The sequence below is a fragment of the Rhodonellum sp. genome (assembly GCF_030656585.1).
Classification (GTDB): Bacteria; Bacteroidota; Bacteroidia; order Cytophagales; family Cyclobacteriaceae; genus Rhodonellum; species Rhodonellum psychrophilum.
In genome coordinates, this window is sequence record NZ_JAUSPP010000080.1 from 195,568 (window position 1) to 216,002 (window position 20,435).

Below are 20,435 nucleotides of genomic sequence, written 5' to 3' on the forward strand. Positions count from 1 at the left end.
ATTTGGTCAGGCTGTAAGCCAAACGAAAAATTAACCTTCAAACTTTTCGCTGAATTGATTTTGCGAAAAGACCTGCTAGATAAAGATTCACCTCTATTCGGCCACTAGGAAGAATGGAGGTGTTCATTTTTTTGGAAGTGCATTGATTTTTCGACCAATCATCCATAAGCGATTAATCCTTCCGATGATCAAGAATCCATTCCCTGAAACAATTCTCTTTCCTTATTTAATTGATGGGGATGAAACAGTTTCTTTGGGTTGCTCTTCAATTTTCGAATCGATCACTTCTTTTTTCAAATGTTTCCAATGGATGACGGCACTCCCCAGATTGTCTAAACTCGAGATGATTTGTTTGATGACGTTGGTTAGGCTAGAAATGGGGATCTCAGGTTTCTTTTTCCCTACATGAATAAATAGGTTAGAGATCAAAGCCTGGTATTTCTTGTCATTTTCACCAATCCAATTCGGAATGACAGACAAGTCCGGAACGGTTTTGATATATTTTTTTAGTTTTACCAAAAAGTCAAAACTATAGGTCTTTAGTTCGACATAAAGGTCTTTCACCAACCTGTCTTCCGCATCCTCCATTTCTCGGATATTGTGCATCACATCCTTGATATCTTTGGCTGAATACACCAAGGTACGCAGGCAAAGCATCAAAGAGGTCATTTTCTTGGCATCCTCTTGGGATAAGTTTTCTTCCTGAATCCCCAAATGATAAGCAGTCAATTCATCTTCCAGACTTTTGATGCCTTGGTATTGGGAAAGCAAATCATAGGGCTGTTGGATAATCTTCCTCCAAATGGTCATATTTGACCCGTTTTTTTCGGAACCATCCCAAACTTTAACAATAAAATCCATGGTTTTTTCAAGACCCAATGCAATGTCCTTTTCCATGGCTGCAATGGCCGCCTCTGGCACTTTGATACTTACATTCTTGATATAAGTGGAATAACCTTGCGGTTCTGATTCCTTAAACCTTTGTTTCAGCCAAGACTCGAATTTATTGATGAAAGGATAAAAAATCAAGATGCCAAAGAGATTGATAAAAGTGTTGAGCAGCACGATTTCAATCAATGGATCCTCGATGGAAAAAACGGTCAAGGTAAAATCAATCAGTTGGGGAATAAATAAGAAAATGATTCCTCCTGTAACGATATTGAAAATAAAATGCGCCAAAGCCAGCCTTTTTTTGTCGGCGGCACCGTTCAATGACCCTATCATCACCGTAATCGTTGTACCGATATTTGCCCCCAGCATCAGGGCCACTCCCTCGGGCAGTCCGATGATCCCCGCGCTGACACCACTCAGGATAATAACCACCATAGCCGAACTGGATTGGATCAATGCCGTCACGACGATACCGATCACAAAATAAATCCACAATCCATAGGTGGCGAATTCACTGAGGTCTATCTGGTCGGCCACATCTTCAATGGCTGTTTTCATAAAATCCAAGCCTAGAAAAAGAAGCCCAAAACCCACGGCAAAGGCTCCGATATTCTTGAGCATTGGGCGATCTGAAAAAAACAGATAGACCAAACTACCCAATCCCAAAAAAGGCATGGAAAAAGCGGCAATACTAAGTTTAAAGCCTAAAGTAGCGACTACCCAAGCAGTGAGAGTCGTCCCAAGGTTTGCGCCAAAAATCACCCCGATTGCATTTCGGAGATTCAACACACCCGCACCCAAAAATGCCAGTACCATCAAGGTCACCAAGGAACTGCTTTGGAGTACGGCTGTGATCAGCGTTCCGACCAAAATCCCTTTCAAGGGAGTTTCAGTCCATTTCTGAAGGATATTCCGAAATGATCTGCCTGCAAGTTCCTTCAGGGAAGATTCAAGTTGATTCATCCCCCAGAGAAATACCCCAATTCCAGCTAAAAACTTCCAAAAATCAAATATCTCCTCTTGCATGTCTGTTGGTTACAGTACCAAACAAATATAAAAATATAGGTGGATAATATTGAAAAACCAGCGTTTCATTGAGTGGTTTGGGCCTTAATTTTTTTTATTTTTCTTGGATTATGCCATAAATAAAAACCACTGATGCACAAAAAAATCAAAACAAGTGAGGTGAGTGTGCTGTAGATCAATTTTGCTCTTTCACTGTTTGGGTCAATCAAAAAATCAATGATACTTCCGTCATGGATTTTTTCGATCAGGTCCGAATTTCTTTGCTTGACGGAAAGTATCTCTCCGGTAAACCCATCGATCTGGAGTTCTGTAAAATGGCCTTTGAAAACCACTTTCGCAATCCCTTTGCCCGGCCTTACATCTAACCTATCGATTTCGGCTGTCTTGCCTAAACTGTCCCGCATGTACTCCTGTCCGATGATGATCATGGAATCCAAACTGATCCAGTGTGTCCGCACTTCTACCCTCGTTCCCTGGGTCTTTGGGACCAATTCCAACTGCTTCTTCCAAGCCAATAAGATGGCGGTTGTCCCTATCACCAAAAGAAAAATCACAAATGGGATACTGATCCATTTGTGAATATTTCTGTAAATCCTTGTTTTGAAAGCTAATTTTGAGGTTTTGTTCATTCCAACATTTTCAATTCGAAATGTATCCCAAATAAACACATGGTAAAAATTCATTCCTACCAACGGCAGTATTCTAAGATTAACCTATTGGAAAAATCACATTGGCCATCTTAAGGGCTTCCCCAAACTCTATTTTATTCAATCCAAGATCGAAACCCTTTTTTTCGAGCAATTCGACCAAAACTTCCGTGGCCACATTTCCCACCAAATCATCTTCGGCCATCGGGCAACCACCGTAACCTTTCAAGGCCCCATCGAACCTTTTGCAACCAGCGGCTAACGCTGCTTCAATCTTGGGTGCCAGACTTGTAGCTTTTGTATGCAAATGAACTCCAAATTCAATATTTGGATAGGCCATTTTGTTTACCAAAAATAAATCCTTGATCAAATCCGGCGTTGCTGCACCTATAGTATCAGCAAAGGATATGATTTTTAGGTCCAATTTATTCAGTTTTTCCACAAATTCGGCAACCAAGTCTGGGGAGTAAGGATCCCCGTAAGGATTTCCGAATCCCATGCTCAGATAAGTCACTAAGGTCTTTCCATTAACTTCGCAAAGGTTTTGGATTTTCTCAACTTCGATTAAGGCTTCCTGAATGGATTTATTGGTATTTCTTTGCTGAAAAGTCTCGGAAAGGGACAGGGGGAATCCCAAATAATCAATTTGCTCAAATAAGATCGCTTCCTCTGCTCCCCTCAGATTGGCAATAATGGCCAAAAGTTTGGATTTGGATTCAAAAAGATCCAGTTGGTCCAATACCTCGGCCGTATCCCGTAGCTGCGGAATCGCCTTGGGACTGACAAAACTCCCAAAATCTATGGTGTCAAAACCCACTTGGAGGAGCTGGTTGATGTAAGCTGCCTTGATGGCAGTATCTATAAAACCAGGCATTCCCTGCATCGCATCCCTCGGGCATTCAATTATCTTGATCATGGTCCGAAGGTATGATTTTGGGACAATTTTTCATAATGGACCAAAAAATCTAATGCTCACCAAGGGTTGCGAAAAATGAGAAAAAGCCTGCTTTCCTTCGTTTCCTAATGAAAGCAGGCTTTTCAAAAACATTCCTTACCAAAGGTCAACAGGAGAATTGATCTTGGTGGGGAAAAATCTAAAAAACTTCTTTAGCTATTCTGTATGTTGCATCCGCCTTACTCATGGTATAATAATGCAACACCTGTGTGCCATTGGCAACAAGCTCCTTGCTTTGTTGGATGGCCCATTCGATACCCACTTGTTTAACATCCGCATTGGTCTTACATTTCTCCAATTCATCCATCAAATCATCCGGTAAATCAAGGAAAAAAGTCCTCGGCAACATGGAAATTTGGCCCAAAGTAGTGATGGGTTTTAGCCCGGGAATAATAGGGATCGTAATGCCTGCCTCTCTTGCCTTTTTTTCAAAATCAAAAAATTTCTGATTGTCAAAAAACATTTGAGTCACGATATATTCTGCACCAGCATCCACTTTTTCCTTCAGATGTTTGAGGTCAAATTTCATGCTGGGTGCCTCGAAATGCTTCTCGGGATAACCTGCTACTCCCACACAAAAATCAGTATGAAAACCTGTTTCAGTCTCTTCATGCAGGTATTTGCCATTGTTCATCCCGATAATCTGCTTGACCAGATCTGTGGTATATTCGTGTCCATTGGGTTCTGGTGTAAATTTACCTTCATTTTTAGGCGCATCCCCCCTGAGGGCCAATACATTTTGAACACCAATAAAATTGAGGTCAATCAGTGCGTTTTCAGTCTCTTCCTTGGTAAACCCACCACAGAGCAAATGAGGCACCGCTTCTACATGAAACCTGTTCATGATAGCCGCACAAATCCCCACTGTTCCAGGTCGTTTCTTGGTGCTTACCTTTTCCAACAATCCATTGGGATGCTTTTTATAGATAAATTCTTCACGGTGGTAAGTCACGTCCACAAATTGCGGCTTGAATTCCATCAAAGGGGCGATCCCTTCCAGAAGGTCTTTTAAGCTTTGCCCCTTTAGAGGGGGCAGTATTTCGTAAGAAAACAGGGTTTCTTTTGCCTGCTGGATATATTCATTGATTTTCATAAGCTATTTATTTCAACTTTTAATGAAGGTGTGTAGGCGAGATTTGGGGAAAGCCATCTTTCGGCCTGCACTTTATTTACCCCTTTTCTTTGGGCGTAACTCGCCACTTGATCTTCCCCGATCTTGCCCAATCCAAAATACTTGCTTTCCGGGTGTCCGAAATAAAACCCACTCACCGAGGAAGTCGGATACATCGCGAAACTATCGGTAAGGGAAATCCCAATTTTTTCCTCGACTTTCATAAGTTCGAAAAGGGTTTTTTTCTCCGAGTGTTCGGGACAGGCTGGATATCCCGGGGCTGGTCTTATCCCTTTGTATTCCTCCTTGATCAGGCTGTCATTACCAAGGTTTTCTTGACTGTCATATCCCCAAAGCTCTTTTCTGACCAATTCGTGAATATATTCGGCTCCTGCCTCAGCAAGTCTGTCTGCCAATGCTTTGAGCATGATGTCATTGTAATCATCGCCTTCAATTTTGAATTCTTCCAATTTGGATTCGATCCCCAAACCTGCTGTCACGGCAAATCCCCCAAAATAATCCACCTTATCGGGATGGATAAAATCGACAAGCGATCGGTTGGGAACACCTTTCCCTTTCTTGCCCTGCTGGCGAAGAAAATGAAAGGTAAACGCAGTTTCATTCCCTTTTTCCAACAAAACCAAGTCATCCTCTTTTCTTTGGACAGGATAAAGTCCGATCACCGCTTTTGCATGAATCCATTTTTCGGCAATGATCCTATCCAATGTTTTCTGGGCTTCCTCGTAAAGTTTTGTGGCCTCCACCCCAACGATGGGATCCTCCAAAATTTTCGGGAATTTTCCCGCCAGCATCCAGGTGCTGAAAAAAGGTGTCCAGTCAATATATTTTCTGAGCAAGGAAAGGTCCAAGTTATCCAGAACAGTTTCTCCCAAATGGGCAGGCACAAAGGGTTCATAATTCTCCCAATCAATGAAACTGGGATTGGATTTGGCTTCTTCATAGGACACCATTTGTTTCACCTGTTGTTTGGCCTCATGTTCCACCCGCAATTGCTGATAGGTTTCTTTTGTCTTTAGATGGAAGGCTTCACGGGTTTCTTCGCTGATCGCCTCGCCGGCAATGGGTACCGATTTGGAGGCATCAGCGACGTGGATCACCATACCGCTGTAAACAGGATCCACTTTCACCGCAGTATGGATCCTGGAAGTAGTTGCCCCACCGATCAGCAAAGGGATTTTCAATCCTTGCCTTTCCAATTCAGAGGCCACGTTGACCATCTCGTCCAAGGAAGGAGTGATCAAACCACTTAGCCCAATGATATCCACTTTGTTTTTGATTGCCTCGTCGATGATTTTTTGGGCATCAACCATCACACCAAGATCGATGATCTGGTAGCTGTTGCAAGCCAAGACTACACCCACAATATTTTTCCCAATATCGTGGACATCTCCTTTTACAGTCGCCAAAAGGATCTTCTTGACGGCACTTTGCTCGACATTGTAGTCCAAATCCCCAACTTTGGGCATAAATGGTTCGAGATAGGCTACGGCTTTTTTCATTACCCGGGCAGATTTGACCACTTGGGGCAAGAACATTTTCCCCTCACCAAACAAGTCTCCAACTACATTCATTCCATCCATCAATGGGCCTTCGATGACTTTAAGTGGATTGCCAAAGGCAATTCTTGCCTCTTCAATGTCATCCAAAATAAAATCGAGAATCCCCTTCACCAAAGCGTGTTCGATCCTTTTGCTTACTGGATCTTCGCGCCATGCTTCATTGACCACTTCTTTTTTATCCCCTGCCTTTACGGACTCGGCGAAGGCCAACAATTGTTCCGTAGCATCCTCGGATCGATTGAAGAGTACATCCTCCACTTTTTGCAGCAGGTCTTTTGGGATGTCATCATAGATTTCCAGCATGGCCGGATTCACAATTCCCATGTCCATTCCATGCTTGATGGCATGATAGAGAAAGGCGGAATGCATGGCTTCTCTCACTGGGTCATTGCCCCTGAAAGAAAAACTCACGTTGCTGACTCCACCACTGACCTTCGCACCGGGAAGATTTTGTTTGATCCATTGAGTGGCATGGAAAAAATCGAGGGCATTGGTTCTGTGCTCCTCCATTCCTGTGGCCACAGGAAAAATATTCGGATCAAAGATGATGTCATGTGGATTGAAACGCACCTCCTTGACAAGGATGTCATAACTTCTTTTGCAGATGTCAATTCTCCTTTGGTATGAATCGGCCTGACCTTTTTCATCAAAGGCCATCACCACCACAGCCGCACCGAATTTCTTGATGGTTTTGGCTTGAGATATAAATTCTTTTTCTCCGTTTTTTAGGCTAATGGAATTGACAATTCCTTTTCCCTGCACACATTTCAATCCCGCCAGGATGATCTCCCAACGGGAACTGTCGATCATTACGGGAATCCTGCTGATTTCGGGCTCTGAGGCGATTAAGTTTAAAAATCTCTGCATGGCAGCAACACCATCCAACATCCCTTCATCCATACAGACATCCAGAATTTGGGCACCACCTCTCACCTGATCCAGCGCCACTTCCAAGGCTTCGTCGAAATTTCCATTCAGGATCAGTCTGGCAAATTTTTTCGAACCGGTGACATTGGTCCGCTCTCCGATGTTTACGAAATTGATTTCGGGAGTGAAGACCAAAGGCTCCAACCCGGAAAGCTTCATTACATTTTGATGTCTAAGATTACTCATCTGATGTCGTTGAAAATTCTAATTTTCTGGGCGCATACTTTGCGGCGATTTGGGCAATGGCGGCAATATGGTCCGGTGTTGTCCCACAGCAACCCCCGAGGACATTGATCAAGCCGTCTTTCAGGAATTGTTCAACTTGTGCGGACATTTCCAAAGCTCCCTGATCGTATTGGCCAAATTCGTTGGGAAGCCCCGCATTTGGATATGCACTTACATAGAAAGGTGCTTTTTCAGCCAATACTTTCAAATAGGGCCTCAATTCTTTGGCGCCCAATGCGCAGTTCAAACCCACACTGAAAAGTGGGACATGGGAAACCGAAATCAAAAAAGCCTCCGTGGTTTGACCTGTTAGGGTCCTGCCCGAAGCATCTGTGATCGTCCCAGACACCATGACCGGAATCCCCCCTTCCTCTGGTTGCAGAGGCATATCACGCTCCTCGAAAACTTCCTGAATAGCAAACAATGCCGCTTTTGCATTCAATGTATCAAAGATGGTTTCGACCAAAAGGATATCCGCTCCTCCATCCAGCAATCCTCTGATTTGCTCCTTGTACGCATCCGAGAGCTGATCGAAAGTGACTGCCCTGTATGCAGGATCATTGACATCAGGAGAAATCGAAGCGGTCCTGTTCGTGGGCCCGATTGCTCCTGCGACGAACCTTGGTTGGCTGGGGTTTTTGGCTGTAAATTCCGCCGCTGCCTCACTGGCGATTTTCGCTGACTCATAGTTGAGTCGGTAAGCAAGGTATTGCAATCCATAGTCCTCTTGTGCGATGGAAGTACCACTGAAGGTATTGGTTTCGATGATGTCAGCACCCACTTCCAAGTAAGCGACATGGATGGCTTTGATGATATCAGGTCGACTTAAGGAAAGTAAATCGTTGTTTCCCTTGAGGGATTTGGGGTGGTCTGCCAGCTCGGGAGTTCTAAAATCCTCCTCGGACAATTGATATCGTTGAATCATGGTGCCCATGGCACCATCCAAAATCAATATCTTCTTTTTGGCTTGCGAAAGTAATAGATCGGTTTTATTCATTTTGCTCTGGTATATAAAAACTTAATCGAGCAAGAACCGGTAGAAAAAAGCAAAAACTTTATCAACCACTCATCTTTTTCCGGCTATTCCGAAAAGGGATTTAGCACCTTGTTTTTTCAGGTTGCTAAGACGTCATAGGGCCCTTCCCTCGGTCTTTCTCGATAAGTAAACTCAAATGTAAACCAAAAAAAATTGAATTTTGTATCTCTTTCGAGAAAATATTTGAGACTCATGGTTTTTCTATGCCATATTGAAAAATTCACAAACCCATCGATCACCTCTTGCAAACCATCCATTTTGCTTTTGTTTGATAGCCTTTAAAAATCAAATGCCAAAGAGATCAATATTTTTTTTTATTATTACATGGACAACAAACTGAAAAACCTAACCCCTTGATTTATGAAAAACCTTTTGGTTGCTTTCTCCTTTATTTGCCTACTCGCATGTAGCCCTGAACCCACGGCAGTCACCACTGTTGAAAAATCGACTTCAAATGGCTGGGATGCCGAAAAGCGCATTGAAGAATTGGGCATCACGCTTCCCATACCGGCAGTTCCTGTGGCCAATTATGTGAATGCCGTTCGGGTTGGAAATTTGATTTTTCTGTCAGGTAAAGGTCCTTCGAAACCAGATGGCACTTCCATCACCGGAAAAGTAGGGACTGACCTGAGCATCGAAGAGGGACGGGAAGCGGCAAGGCTTGTTGGGATCAACCAATTGGCGGTCCTTAAAGCGGAGCTTGGAGACTTGAATAAAGTAAAAAGAATCGTTAAGGTTTTGGGAATGGTCAATTGCCAATCAGATTTCACGGAGCAGCCCAAGGTAATGAATGGCTTTTCTGACCTAATGGTAGATGTTTTTGGAGAAAAAGGAAAACACGCCCGATCCGCGGTTGGCATGAATGCATTACCCTCCAATATCGCAGTGGAAGTTGAGCTAATCGTGGAAGTTGAGGACTAAAAAAACATTTTAAGATGCCTATCTTGAAGACTTGCTTTTTTAAATTTCTTGTTGAAACAAAAACTTAGGGCCTAAGACCGAGGCTCAACTGCAGATATGGGTTTGCCATATAACTTGACATCCCCACACCGCCAAGGGAATAATTTCCCAAGGGCAATTCATAACCTCCATGAAGGGATACGATCATGCTGAAGAGATTCTTGTTTGTCAAGGGAATCCCGTATGCAACATACAACTCTGGTTTCCCCATCAAACCCCTTGCTTTAAGATGGCCGTCCCTATCAGGCTCTTCGAACAATGCCGGGAAATCCGGTTTGTCAGTGGAAGTAAGTGTGTATCGAAGATTTGCATATCCCAATCCTGCCAATCCCCCCAATTCAAGGTTTCTTCTTTCGAAAAACTTAAGTCCTCCATTGAGGTAAACCCTGACACTGTTCAAGGTATGGTTAGAGGATTCCGTAGCCGCACCACTGAGGCCTAGGTTATAAAAATCAATTCCATACAGAAGGCCTTTGCTTTCCCCTAATAATTTCAACCCCAGGTTATTGGGTCTTCCCTCAAAAGGGCGATACCCATTTTCCACCAAAGCCGCATTCAAAACATCAGGTTCCGTAAAATGCAATCCATAACTTAGGTGAAGTCCCAGGGAGGCATCTTTGTAAAAAAAATTATGGTCTGGAAGCGTGATTCCTGCCCCAAATCTCAAAAACGGCCCACTTTGGGCATTTCCAAAAGCGATGTCTTTCATCAACCATGAATCTTCAAACGGACTGAAGGAATAGCCGAACTTGCTAATAACTTGCACCATTTCCTCCCTTCCGGGAATTTCTATATCATAGCTCAACTGAAAACCGATTTCTGTCAGAAATCCAGCAAAATGTTGGCTTCCTTTATGGATATCCCCGTCCCTGAGAATGAAACCATGGGCCGGGTTTTGGAGGAAACCATCAAGGGTTTTTTTCGGATTCCCCCTAAGCATCTGGAAATTCATGAATCCAGACCCCAAGGACATGTAATGAATCAACTGGAATCTACCTTCTTCGGTAAATGAATAGCCTACGTTCAAGTATACCCTCGTCGTTCTATAATCCAACTCATAGCCATTGAAAAGGGATTTCGGTCCGTTGTTTTGAAATAGCTCGAGTCCGAGGACAAAATCATTGTACCGGGTTTGGTACCCAAAGCCAAAATTTCGATATGCCTTCCGCATGGGAGAAAGCCCCTTTTGGTCAAGCATTTGGTTAAACTCCCGAAGATTTGCACCTGTGTTTCCATAAGTGAAATAAACACTGGATCTATTGCTGGGCATCTTCTGTGCCTCGGCCAACGAAATACAGAAAAAAAACAAAAACAAAAACAACCTCATTTTCATGCCATTCAATTTACCCTCAAAATTAAACTTATTCCATTACAAACGTTGCCATTCGTGTAGGATTTTAAACTTTGAGGTATTTAAGAATTTTGGCATAAAGATCGTCGGGACTAAACGGTTTGGGGATATAATCATTCATGCCCACCTTTTCCAATTGATCCCTCACCTCCAAAAGGGAAGATGCCGTCAGTGCAATGATCGGGGTATCTCTTCTGCTTTTATCGGGGTGATTCCTTATATATTCCGCCACTTCATACCCATCTTTATTGGGCATCTGCAAGTCCAGTAGAATCAAATTGAAGTGTTTTTTGTCGAATTCCTCCATGGCTTCCACTCCGTCATTTGCCATGACGACTTCTTGTACTTCCCATTTTTTGAGGAATTTCCTGATCATGATCTGGTTGACGATATTGTCCTCCGCCACCATGATCACAGCATTCTTCAGGTTTTTATTCCCATCACGGACAATGTCATTTGAAACCTTGGTGAGTTTTTTTGGTTTTTCAAAATTGATTTCAAAACTAAAATGGGTACCCCCCTCCTTTCTTCTTGACACCTTGATTTCCGATCCAAACAGCTCAACTAGTCGTTTCACAATGGCCAATCCCAATCCAGTACCTCCGTATTTACGGGTAGTTTCAGCGCTTGCCTGGGTAAATGCCTCAAAAACCGATTCCAGCTTTTCAACAGGAATCCCGATTCCGGAATCCAACAAATCAAAGCGAACCTTGATTTCATTTTCAGTTTGGGAAACCATCTCCAGGGAAATCTTGACAAATCCAGCTTCTGTGAATTTAATTGCATTGGAAACCAAATTGTTGATAATCTGTGCAAGTCTTACGGGATCGCCAACCAATATTTTTGGTATCGATTTGTCTGCGTCAAAGATGATTTCCAAATCTTTTTCCCTCACCTGATAGGAATAGGAATGGAGAATCCTGGTCATCAAATTATTGAGGTCAAAGTTGACTTTTTCCAGTTCGATTTTTCCGGAATCGATCTTGCTATAATCCAAGATGTCATTGATCAGGCCGAGGAGATTTTCTGCAGAAAACTGGAGAGTCCTGAGGTTTTCGAGTTGGTCAATTCTGGGATTGTCCTCAATGAGCAAATGGGCCATCCCAATCACTGCATTCATCGGAGTCCGGATCTCATGACTCATGATGGACAAAAATTGGGACTTCACTTTATTGGCTTGTTCGGCCCTCTCCTTGGCAAAAAAGAGCTCTTTTTGGGCTTCTTTGAGCTTGGTTATATCTCTGGCAATACCGGTGTAATGCCTGAACTTCCCCTGTTCATCTTGGATGGATTTACCATTGGTACTGAATATCCGATAACCTTCATTTTTGTGACGCAACCTGAATTCCAGATATTGATTTTCCTCAAAAAAATTGATGCCAGTTGCGAGTTTTTCACCAAAAACAGAGAGATCTTCTGGATGCAGGAAATCCTTTAAACTGATCCCCATTACATCCTGGTGACGGTGTCCCAAAAACTGATAAACGTTAGGCGAAACATACGTTAAGATCAAATCCGATGACAAGGAGAATATTATCTCGGTGGATTCCTCCACTAGATTTCTATATTTTTCTTCACTTTTTTTAAGGTCTTCCTTTGCCCTGGATTCTTCACTAATGTCCCTGACTATACCCAATGCATACTCGACTTCCTGATCATAAATAATAGGCCTGACGGTGAATTCATAGATCCTGTTTTTGATCACCAGGATTTTGTGGATGATTTCCTTTTTGATCAATGCCCTTGTTACCGCAGGCTGGATTTCATTGAGTTTTTTCTTATGGACTTCGGCCAATGTTTTCCCCTCAAAATCACTGGATTTCAATCCCCAATTGGCAAAATTAGTACCTTCCGCCACGATGTAACGTAAATCCCTATCGATCAAAAACACATTGGTAAGTGGAATATTGGAAGCCAATACACGGTATTGTTGTTGGCTTCTGAGGATTTCTTCCTTGCTTTTTTTCCTTTCGGTAATGTCCTGAAACAATCCCTGATGCAGCAGAATTTCTCCTGCTGCATCATACACCTTATTGGTTTTGTCCTCTACCCATCTATATTTGCCATCTTTTTTTCGAATCCTATATTCACCCGAAAATGAAGGAGCCCCATTCATGTTTTCATTTGAATAATGATGAGGGATGTCCCTCGCATCATCCGGATGGATCAAATCCAATATACTGGTGTTCGATTGCATCAAGAAGTCTGCACTGTAACCGAACTGGCTAATATTTTCGGTAATGTAGACGATCCTAAAATGGTCACCGGGGTCTACCGTAAACAAAACTGCGGGACTGTTTTCCACAATCATTTTGGCCTTTTGGGCCAAAGCTTCCTGTCTTACAACAAGTGACAGATTTCTGAAGAGATAGGAGTACCCTATCTTCTCTTGGTCATCGTTTAGAAAAACCTGAATGGAAACCTCATACGGATCTATCTTCCCCTCTTTGGTTTTGATGTTCATGTTTCCCCTGAAATTCACCTCCGCAGACACCTTTTCAATAACCTCCGAAAGGTCTCCCTCTCCAGGAATCAAAAATTCAAAAAAGGAAGTTAACTTCTGATCCAAACTGCCGTCAGTTTCGATTTGAAACTCATTGAAAGCGGCCTTGTTGAGATAGATGACTTTAAGGGAAAGGTCCGTCACGAAAATCGGGTCATTTACCTGAGTCAAAATTTGGGATTGAAGCTTGAGATAGTTTTCCGCACCTCTCTTGTGGGTCACATCCGTACAATACCCATAAATTTCAACATTTTCCGATGACTGGATTTTCCTGACTTGAATATTGTAATTGATGAATTTTTCCTTGCCTCCGTCTCCGATCAACAAAAACTCGCCGGAACTTGCGCTGAGTCCATTGATTGCGGTATTCAAGTTTTGGAACAAAGACAACCTGTCCTTTTTGTGAATCCTTTTCACCAACTCATAGACCTTTGCGGATTGTTGCGTTTCGTCCAGGTCAAATATCCTGTTAAGTCCCTTTGAAAAAAACAATCGTTTTTTTGAGTTGCTGAACCGCCACGAACCTGATTTTGCCAGAATTTCGGTTGAGGCCAACAGGTTTTTGTTTCTCTCAAGCTGCTTGTTGATCAAGCGATTGATAAAGGTACCGGCATAAATGTCTCCCAGCTGCCTAAGGACATACTCATCTTTTTCATGCCAGGCTTTTTTTTCTCGGACCGCATCCAGTCCAAAAAAACCAATCAAAATGTTTTTTGAAAATATGGGAATAAGGATTACAGATTTGATCCCCTGTTCGATATAAATATCCCTTTCGTAAGCAAATTCCTGATCCATCAATTCCACATCCGGAATGATCAATATCCCTCCTTTTTCCAAGGATTTGATTGTAAGATTCTGTGACGTGATGGGAAGGCGCTTTAGATAATCGATTTCTGGAGCTATCCCCTCCGATACCCATTCATACACATTTTCTATTTCCTGAAGATCATGGTGAACCAAGAAAATATAAGACCTGTCTGCCTTTTCAAATTCACCCAGCATTCGAAGAGATTCGCTGAAAACCGCATCGATCCCCTCAATGCTCGAATTGACGAATTTAGCAGAAATTTGGTTGATCAGGTTCTCAAGTTCAAAGCGCTTTTCAAGTGATTTTTTAGCCTTTTTGAAGTCTGTAATATCTCTGGCACTAAAAAGTATTCCCTCGATCTGTGGATCATCCAGCAGATTCCGGGCAAAACTTTCAATGAATACTTTTTGTCCATTGGGTTTGTATAACCAAAAATCAACCCCAATTTCTTCCTTACTATTCAATACCTCCTTAAAACTCCCCGATTCAATTTCGATGAGTCCATTTTGCACTAAATCCAAATAAGAGGTCCCGATAACCTGGCTTGGAGAATAACACAATTTTTCAATAACGGCAGCACTGATGAACTTGAATTTTCCTTCCCCATCCAAAATAGCCACCATATCATGGCTATATCTAAGGATACTGTTTACAAAATCCAGGTCATTTTTTGGCTTTTCTTGTTGGATAATTTTCGACATTTCCTTTTTCATCAATTCATCAACCGAAAAATGCCGCTTGCCCCTGAGGATGAACACCCGCTCTTGGTCATGGGAGGGAAGATTGACGAAAAACCATTTGTAGCGGATTTCCTCTCGGCTTTTGAAGGAAATGGATTTGATAAATTCGGTTGACGGAATTTTTCCATTGCGGAAAAATTCCAAAACCTCTAGCAATATAGCTTCACTGTCAAAAAAGGCCTCACATTTTAAAATGGAATCCCCAATGAATTCGATGTAAAATTTATTGAAAAAAAGCGTCCCATTTTCAGAAAAAATCAGAACTGGATCCTGTATTTCATCAAAAAAACTGGAAATATCAAATTTTTGAAAAACATTCATGTTCAACTCTGGGTGATAGGTGCTATTTAAATTTGATGAACTATATTAGTGATTGTGTTGGTGGCTACCAAATCTAAATAAAATCCATGGTATAAAGTCCAATATTACAGAAATCAATGGTATTAAAAACCTTATAACTAAAATTAAAATAATGTTGCACAAATTTACAAATTCACTCCTTCTTTTCCTCTTGACTTGGCATATCGCCGTTGGTCAAGGAAATGATTTGATCCAGATCACAGATTTGGCCAAAATAATCACTACCACAAACCAAGAAATCACCCCAAAAGGCAATCAGGTTCTTTTCCTGAAAAAATTTGTCGAGGAAAAGGGAAATGGTGAGTATTCCTATAAATCCCAACTTTGGGTCTCAGACCTAACTGCCCCCTTTGTTTCCAGGCCATTGACTTCATCCGAATACAACATTTCCACTTTTGCATTGTCTCCCGATGGAAAGCAGGTTGCTTATTCAAGACCCAAAGACAACAAATCGCAACTCTGGATTCTGCCCTTGGAGGGCGGTGAAAGCCAAGTGATTTCCCAAGAAAAGTATGGTGCATCCAATCCTGTTTGGTCACCGGATGGAAAAAAAATCCTCTTTACATCCACTATCCCCATGTGGGCGCTCGAAGGTCAACCCGATTGGGATAACCCAAGGCCAGGTAGAGCATATGGTGACGAGCCCAACTATAAGGCAATTGAGGCAGGATTGGCAAAGGAGGAAATCAAAGCCAATCCCGACGGAACCCTTGAGGAACTCCGGGCTTACTTGGCAAAAAACACCTCCAAGAATGATCCAAAAGTAATTGATAGGTTAAATTTTTTAGGTGAATCGGATACGAACCCCGATTTGCTTTTTAGTCATTTGGGGATATTTGATATAGCCAGCGGCACCAGCGAAAAAATCACGGATGGATTCCAAAATTTCTTTGCCGCCGATTGGGCCCCTGATGGAAGTTATGTACTCGCTTCTTCCCTGAAGAACATCGAGCATCCCGACCTCACCAACCAAACCGAAATCTGGAAAATCAACCCTTCGGACAAAACCACTTCCGTGCTTTTCACTTTGGAAAACCACAGGGTTGGAAACCCCACTTTTTCTCCTGATGGTAAATGGATCCTCTTTGGAGGCCAAAATTTGGATGAACCAAGTTACAACATGGGTATGCTCGGCATCATCAAGCCAGATGGAACCGGTTTCAAATGGTTGACCGAATCCCTTGACAGAAGTATTTCCATTGGTGCTTGGGCCGATGACAGCCAATCAATCTATTTCACCGGATCGAATTCAGGAGGTTTTTCTCTGTGGAATGTGGAAATAAAAAATTCCAAAATCGCTCCAATCATCTCTGGTCCTGTTGGCGTGACCAGTTTTGACCTCAAGGGACAGAAATTGGTGTATTCTCTCACCAAAATAGAAAACCCATCCGAAATGTTTACTTCGGATCTCTTGAATAAAAATGCAACCCAAATCACAAAATTCAATGAGGGTTGGCTTGCAGGCAAAAAAATATCAAAGCCTTCTGCGCACAAACTCAATACCGAAGATGGTTTTGTGATCGACTATTGGGTAATGGAACCCATTGACAAAAAAGAGGGAGTCCTCTACCCTACCGTATTGGAAATGCATGGGGGTCCTTCCGCAATGTGGGGCCCTGGAGAAGCTTCCATGTGGCATGAATTCCAAGTGATGACTGCCAAAGGATATGGAGTGGTTTATGCCAATCCAAGAGGAAGTGGTGGATACGGAAAGGAGTTCCAAAAGGGTAATTATAGAAATTGGGGAGATGGCCCTGCTGCAGATGTTTTGGGCGCCTTGGAAGCTTCAGAAGCACAATTCAACTGGATCGATAAGGATCAACTTTTCCTTACCGGCGGATCTTATGCGGGCTATTTGACTGCTTGGATCGTGAGCCATGACCACAGATTCAAGGCCGCATTTTCCCAAAGAGGTGTTTATGAGTTGACTTTCTTCATGGGCGAAGGAAATGCATGGAGATTGGTTCCCAATCATTTCGGTTATCCTTGGGAAGAGGGTGTCAAAGAAATATTGGACTACAACAGTCCGCAGACATACGTCCAAAACATCAAGACACCCTTGCTTATCAAGCACTCCGATGCGGATTTGCGAACAGGTGTCAGGCAATCTGAATTGTTATACAAAAGCCTTAAAATACTCGGTAGACCTGTGGAATACGTGCGCTACCCCGGCGAAGGACATGAATTGTCAAGGACCGGGGCGGTTCATAGAAGAATCGACCGTATCGGAAGAATTGTTGAATTCTTTGAGCGTTATGTTCAGCATCCATGAAATCCAACTCCTAAAAATGGCTACTTTCAGTAAAACCCAATTATAAAAATCCATGAGAAGACATCTATTATTGCCACTCATCTTGTGTTTCGTGACCATTTCCACCTTCGCACAGGAAAAGACCAATCAAGATCCCAAACCCATTGGCTGGAAGGATATTCCAAGTTGGAAATCCATATCTCCGAATTCAGTGGAACTGTCCCCTGATGGGAAATGGTTGGCCTACATTCTCTCTCCTGTAGAAGGTGACGGAGAACTGTTGCTCCAGAAAGCAGGCGATCCTGAAAGCAAAAAGAGGTATCCCATCGGATCCTCCAGCAACCCGAGCATTTCATTCTCTGATGATGGACGATGGATCGCTTTCAAAGAATCTCCAAAAGACAAAGAGAAGAAAGCCAATGAAAAAAGCAAGGGCAAACCCCTAGGCGAAAAACTAATCTTGATCGATTTGTTGATGGATAAAAAAACCGTGATCGAGAAGGTGAGTAGTTTTTCTTTCAACGGTAAATCCTCCACGCATTTGGCCATTAATCTCGGCAAAGAAGGCGCAAACGGTGATGCCAAAGGTTCCGATTTGCTGATGGTGCATTTGGCAAGTGGGAAAAGACAAAATATAGGAAACGTTTTGGAGTTTGGCTTCAACAAACCGGGAAGTCATTTGGCGTATACAATTGATGCCGAGAACAAGTCCGGAAACGGATTGTACCTGCTGAACATTTCCACAGGAAACACACAAGTTTTGGAAAGTGACACAGCCACCTACCGTTCACTTAGCTGGACCGAAAAAGGAGATGCCTTTGCCCTTCTCAAATTGGTAAAAGATAAGAAATACAAGCAGGACCATGGTAAGGTAATCGGTGTTAAAAACCTTGCCAATCCTCAGATCACTGTCTATGACCCCAAGAAGGATTCCTTGGATTTCCCAAAGGAATATACGATCAGCCCCAACAGAAAACCGCTTTGGACTGAGGACTTGACCAGATTGATGTATGGCGTACATCGCTTGGAACTTGCCAAAAAAGAAGAAGAAAAGAAATCTGAAGCAAAAGATACCCTTGCTTTGTCTGAAGATAAAAAAATCGCATTGATCAAAAGTGACACAACGATCAAATCGGTAGCGGACCTTCAAAAGGCTATTGCCAAAATGGATTCGATAAAGTCAAAACCAATGGTTTCCAAGGATGACCCCACCAAACCAGACATGACGATCTGGCATTGGCAGGACAGTCGCCTGCAATCGAGACAGCAGGTTCTGGAAAACCAAGACAAGAATTACAGTTTGTGGGCCTTGTATGATTTGGCAAGTGCCAAAAATCTTATCCTTCAAGACAGCAGCTTAAAGGATTTGAATATCCTTCCCAAGCATAATTTTGCTTTGGGCGAAGATTTGCAAGCCTATGAACTGGACATCAATCTTGATGGACAAAATTACAGGGATTTTTATGTTGTGGATTTGAAAACTGGAGAACGAAAAGCGATTTTCGAAAAATTCTACCTCCCCAATTATGCATCTTACCCAAGATCTTCCCCAGATGGCACACAGCTCCTTTTCGGAAAAGATGGACACTTCTACAGCTATGATCTGAAAACGGGTATGCAAAGCAACCTGACGGAGAATATCGCGGTAACCTTTGTGGATACGGAGGATGATCACAATGTGGTCAAACCATTGGTTTCCCCATTGGGCTGGAGTGCAGACAGCAAATATGTATTGTTGAGGGATGGCTGGGATATTTGGCAGGTCCCCTTGTCCCCAAAGGAAAAAGCCATCAATCTCACCCAAAACGGAAGGCGAGAGAAAATCAGATACCAATCTAGATTTGTGCTGGATCCGGAAGAAAAAGGGATTGATCTTTCCAAAGCCCAATACCTGAGAATGTATGGAGAACGGACCAAGAAAAGTGGAATTGTTCGATTGGAAGCCGGAAAGTCCAAGCTCCTTGCCGGTACCAAATCCCTGATTTGGGAAGATGCCAACATCAACAGGCTGTCCAAGGCGAAGTCCGCTGATGTGTATCTTTTCAGCAAGGAAACCTTCACCCTACCTACAGAATTTTATGTGACGGATGCTGCGTTGTCAAATCCGAAAATCACGACGGAAAATGCACCGGAAGCTTCCAAATTCAAATGGTCCTCTGGTGTTAGATTAATTGATTACGTCACAGACAAAGGGGACAGTTTACAGGGAGCCTTGTACCTTCCAGCCGGGTATGAAGAGGGGAAGAAATATCCGACCTTGATTTATTATTACGAAAAACTATCCCAAAACCTGCATTCCTATTCCAATCCTGGATTTAGTGGTACAGGTTGGAATCCCAATGTATACACGAGCAATGGCTATGCGGTTTTTGTCCCGGATATCGTGTATGAATTGGATGACCCCGGAATGTCTGCCGTTTGGTGTGTCCTTCCCGCGGTCAAAGAGGCCATCAAAACCGGAATCGTTGATGAAACCAATATCGGTATCCATGGACATTCGTGGGGCGGATATCAGACTTCTTTCCTGATCACTCAAACAGACATGTTCAAGGCGGCAGCGGCAGGTGCTCCACTGACGAACATGGTTTCCATGTATGACCTCATTTATTGGAATTCGGGTGGTGGAAACATGTCCATCTTTGAGGCTTCCCAAGGCCGATTCAAAGGTGCACCATGGGAAAACTGGGATTCTTATCTCCGGAATTCACCTGTATATCATGTCAAAAATGTAAACACGCCTTTGTTGATGCTACACAATGACAAAGATGGCGCAGTAGATTTCACCCAAGGCATTGAATACTACAACGCATTGAGAAGGCTGAAAAAACCAGTCATCCTTATCCAATATAAAGGCGAAAACCACGGCCTCGCCAAGCTCGAAAACAGAAAAGATTATAGTGTGAGGATGATGGAATTTTTCGATTTCCATCTCAAAGGAGCTGTCCTTCCCAATTGGATGGAGAAAGGTATCGAAAGACTGAAATTAGAGAGCCACCTTGAAGATAGAGCCTTCTAAATGCCCTCTCCAATTAAAAATTGAAACCAAATTTTGGAATTGGGTTTT

At 42.8% G+C, this 20,435-nt stretch carries 11 protein-coding genes and 1 riboswitch; of the genes, 3 read left to right on the top strand and 8 right to left on the bottom strand.

All coding sequences use genetic code 11. The annotated features are described in order from the left end of the window. Window positions 1-222: 222 nt before the first annotated feature. The 6 genes from Q7J63_RS20100 to Q7J63_RS20125 all read right to left on the bottom strand — a co-directional run bounded on the left by Q7J63_RS20100 (window position 223) and on the right by Q7J63_RS20125 (window position 8,359). Complete coding sequence (locus tag Q7J63_RS20100) at window positions 223-1,917, bottom strand: Na/Pi cotransporter family protein (RefSeq protein ID WP_019597061.1); 1,695 nt, start codon at window positions 1,915-1,917, stop codon at window positions 223-225. Between the two features lie 65 nt (window positions 1,918-1,982). After that, entirely contained in the window at window positions 1,983-2,546 is a 564-nt protein-coding gene (locus Q7J63_RS20105) for a PepSY-associated TM helix domain-containing protein (protein WP_031326975.1), read from the bottom strand. Between the two features lie 79 nt (window positions 2,547-2,625). Beyond that, complete coding sequence (locus Q7J63_RS20110) at window positions 2,626-3,480, bottom strand: hydroxymethylglutaryl-CoA lyase (RefSeq protein ID WP_019597063.1); 855 nt, start codon at window positions 3,478-3,480, stop codon at window positions 2,626-2,628. Between the two features lie 178 nt (window positions 3,481-3,658). Beyond that, window positions 3,659-4,612 (bottom strand): methylenetetrahydrofolate reductase [NAD(P)H], encoded by a 954-nt coding sequence (metF, locus tag Q7J63_RS20115; protein WP_019597065.1) that lies wholly within the window; start codon window positions 4,610-4,612, stop codon window positions 3,659-3,661. Next, window positions 4,609-7,323 carry a methionine synthase gene (metH, locus tag Q7J63_RS20120; RefSeq protein WP_304888774.1) on the bottom strand — a complete coding sequence of 905 codons (2,715 nt, stop codon included), beginning with the start codon at window positions 7,321-7,323 and terminating at the stop codon, window positions 4,609-4,611. The genes metF and metH overlap by 4 nt, the downstream gene beginning before the upstream one ends. Further along, a complete protein-coding gene (locus Q7J63_RS20125) occupies window positions 7,316-8,359 on the bottom strand; it encodes a homocysteine S-methyltransferase family protein (protein ID WP_304888776.1) in 1,044 nt (347 codons plus the stop codon). The genes metH and Q7J63_RS20125 overlap by 8 nt, the downstream gene beginning before the upstream one ends. Before the next feature lie 66 nt (window positions 8,360-8,425). Beyond that, a riboswitch (SAM riboswitch) is annotated at window positions 8,426-8,527 on the bottom strand. A 231-nt stretch (window positions 8,528-8,758) separates the two neighbouring features. Here Q7J63_RS20125 and Q7J63_RS20130 point away from each other — a divergent pair. Further along, complete coding sequence (locus Q7J63_RS20130) at window positions 8,759-9,319, top strand: RidA family protein (RefSeq protein WP_304888778.1); 561 nt, start codon at window positions 8,759-8,761, stop codon at window positions 9,317-9,319. A gap of 64 nt (window positions 9,320-9,383) precedes the next feature. Here Q7J63_RS20130 and Q7J63_RS20135 read toward each other — a convergent pair whose 3' ends face one another. Then, window positions 9,384-10,691 carry a hypothetical protein gene (locus Q7J63_RS20135; protein ID WP_370691936.1) on the bottom strand — a complete coding sequence of 436 codons (1,308 nt, stop codon included), beginning with the start codon at window positions 10,689-10,691 and terminating at the stop codon, window positions 9,384-9,386. A 64-nt stretch (window positions 10,692-10,755) separates the two neighbouring features. After that, entirely contained in the window at window positions 10,756-15,081 is a 4,326-nt protein-coding gene (locus Q7J63_RS20140; protein ID WP_304888782.1) for a PAS domain S-box protein, read from the bottom strand. Window positions 15,082-15,232: 151 nt separating this feature from the next. On the opposite strand from Q7J63_RS20140, the gene Q7J63_RS20145 reads away from it, so the two are divergent. Together Q7J63_RS20145 and Q7J63_RS20150 are read left to right on the top strand one after the other, a co-directional pair. After that, entirely contained in the window at window positions 15,233-17,392 is a 2,160-nt protein-coding gene (locus Q7J63_RS20145; RefSeq protein WP_304888784.1) for a S9 family peptidase, read from the top strand. A gap of 52 nt (window positions 17,393-17,444) precedes the next feature. After that, window positions 17,445-20,387: a prolyl oligopeptidase family serine peptidase gene (locus Q7J63_RS20150; RefSeq protein ID WP_304888786.1), complete on the top strand. Its 2,943-nt coding sequence runs from the start codon at window positions 17,445-17,447 to the stop codon at window positions 20,385-20,387. Window positions 20,388-20,435 lie beyond the last annotated feature (48 nt).

Bases quoted from the DNA above. Each gene is read 5' to 3' on its own strand.
- Q7J63_RS20100 (WP_019597061.1), bottom strand. From the start codon at position 1,917: ATGCAAGAGGAGATATTTGATTTTTGGAAGTTTTTAGCTGGAATTGGG.
- Q7J63_RS20105 (WP_031326975.1), bottom strand. From the start codon at position 2,546: ATGAACAAAACCTCAAAATTAGCTTTCAAAACAAGGATTTACAGAAAT.
- Q7J63_RS20110 (WP_019597063.1), bottom strand. From the start codon at position 3,480: ATGATCAAGATAATTGAATGCCCGAGGGATGCGATGCAGGGAATGCCT.
- metF (WP_019597065.1), bottom strand. From the start codon at position 4,612: ATGAAAATCAATGAATATATCCAGCAGGCAAAAGAAACCCTGTTTTCT.
- metH (WP_304888774.1), bottom strand. From the start codon at position 7,323: ATGAGTAATCTTAGACATCAAAATGTAATGAAGCTTTCCGGGTTGGAG.
- Q7J63_RS20125 (WP_304888776.1), bottom strand. From the start codon at position 8,359: ATGAATAAAACCGATCTATTACTTTCGCAAGCCAAAAAGAAGATATTG.
- Q7J63_RS20130 (WP_304888778.1), top strand. From the start codon at position 8,759: ATGAAAAACCTTTTGGTTGCTTTCTCCTTTATTTGCCTACTCGCATGT.
- Q7J63_RS20135 (WP_370691936.1), bottom strand. From the start codon at position 10,691: ATGAAAATGAGGTTGTTTTTGTTTTTGTTTTTTTTCTGTATTTCGTTG.
- Q7J63_RS20140 (WP_304888782.1), bottom strand. From the start codon at position 15,081: ATGAATGTTTTTCAAAAATTTGATATTTCCAGTTTTTTTGATGAAATA.
- Q7J63_RS20145 (WP_304888784.1), top strand. From the start codon at position 15,233: ATGTTGCACAAATTTACAAATTCACTCCTTCTTTTCCTCTTGACTTGG.
- Q7J63_RS20150 (WP_304888786.1), top strand. From the start codon at position 17,445: ATGAGAAGACATCTATTATTGCCACTCATCTTGTGTTTCGTGACCATT.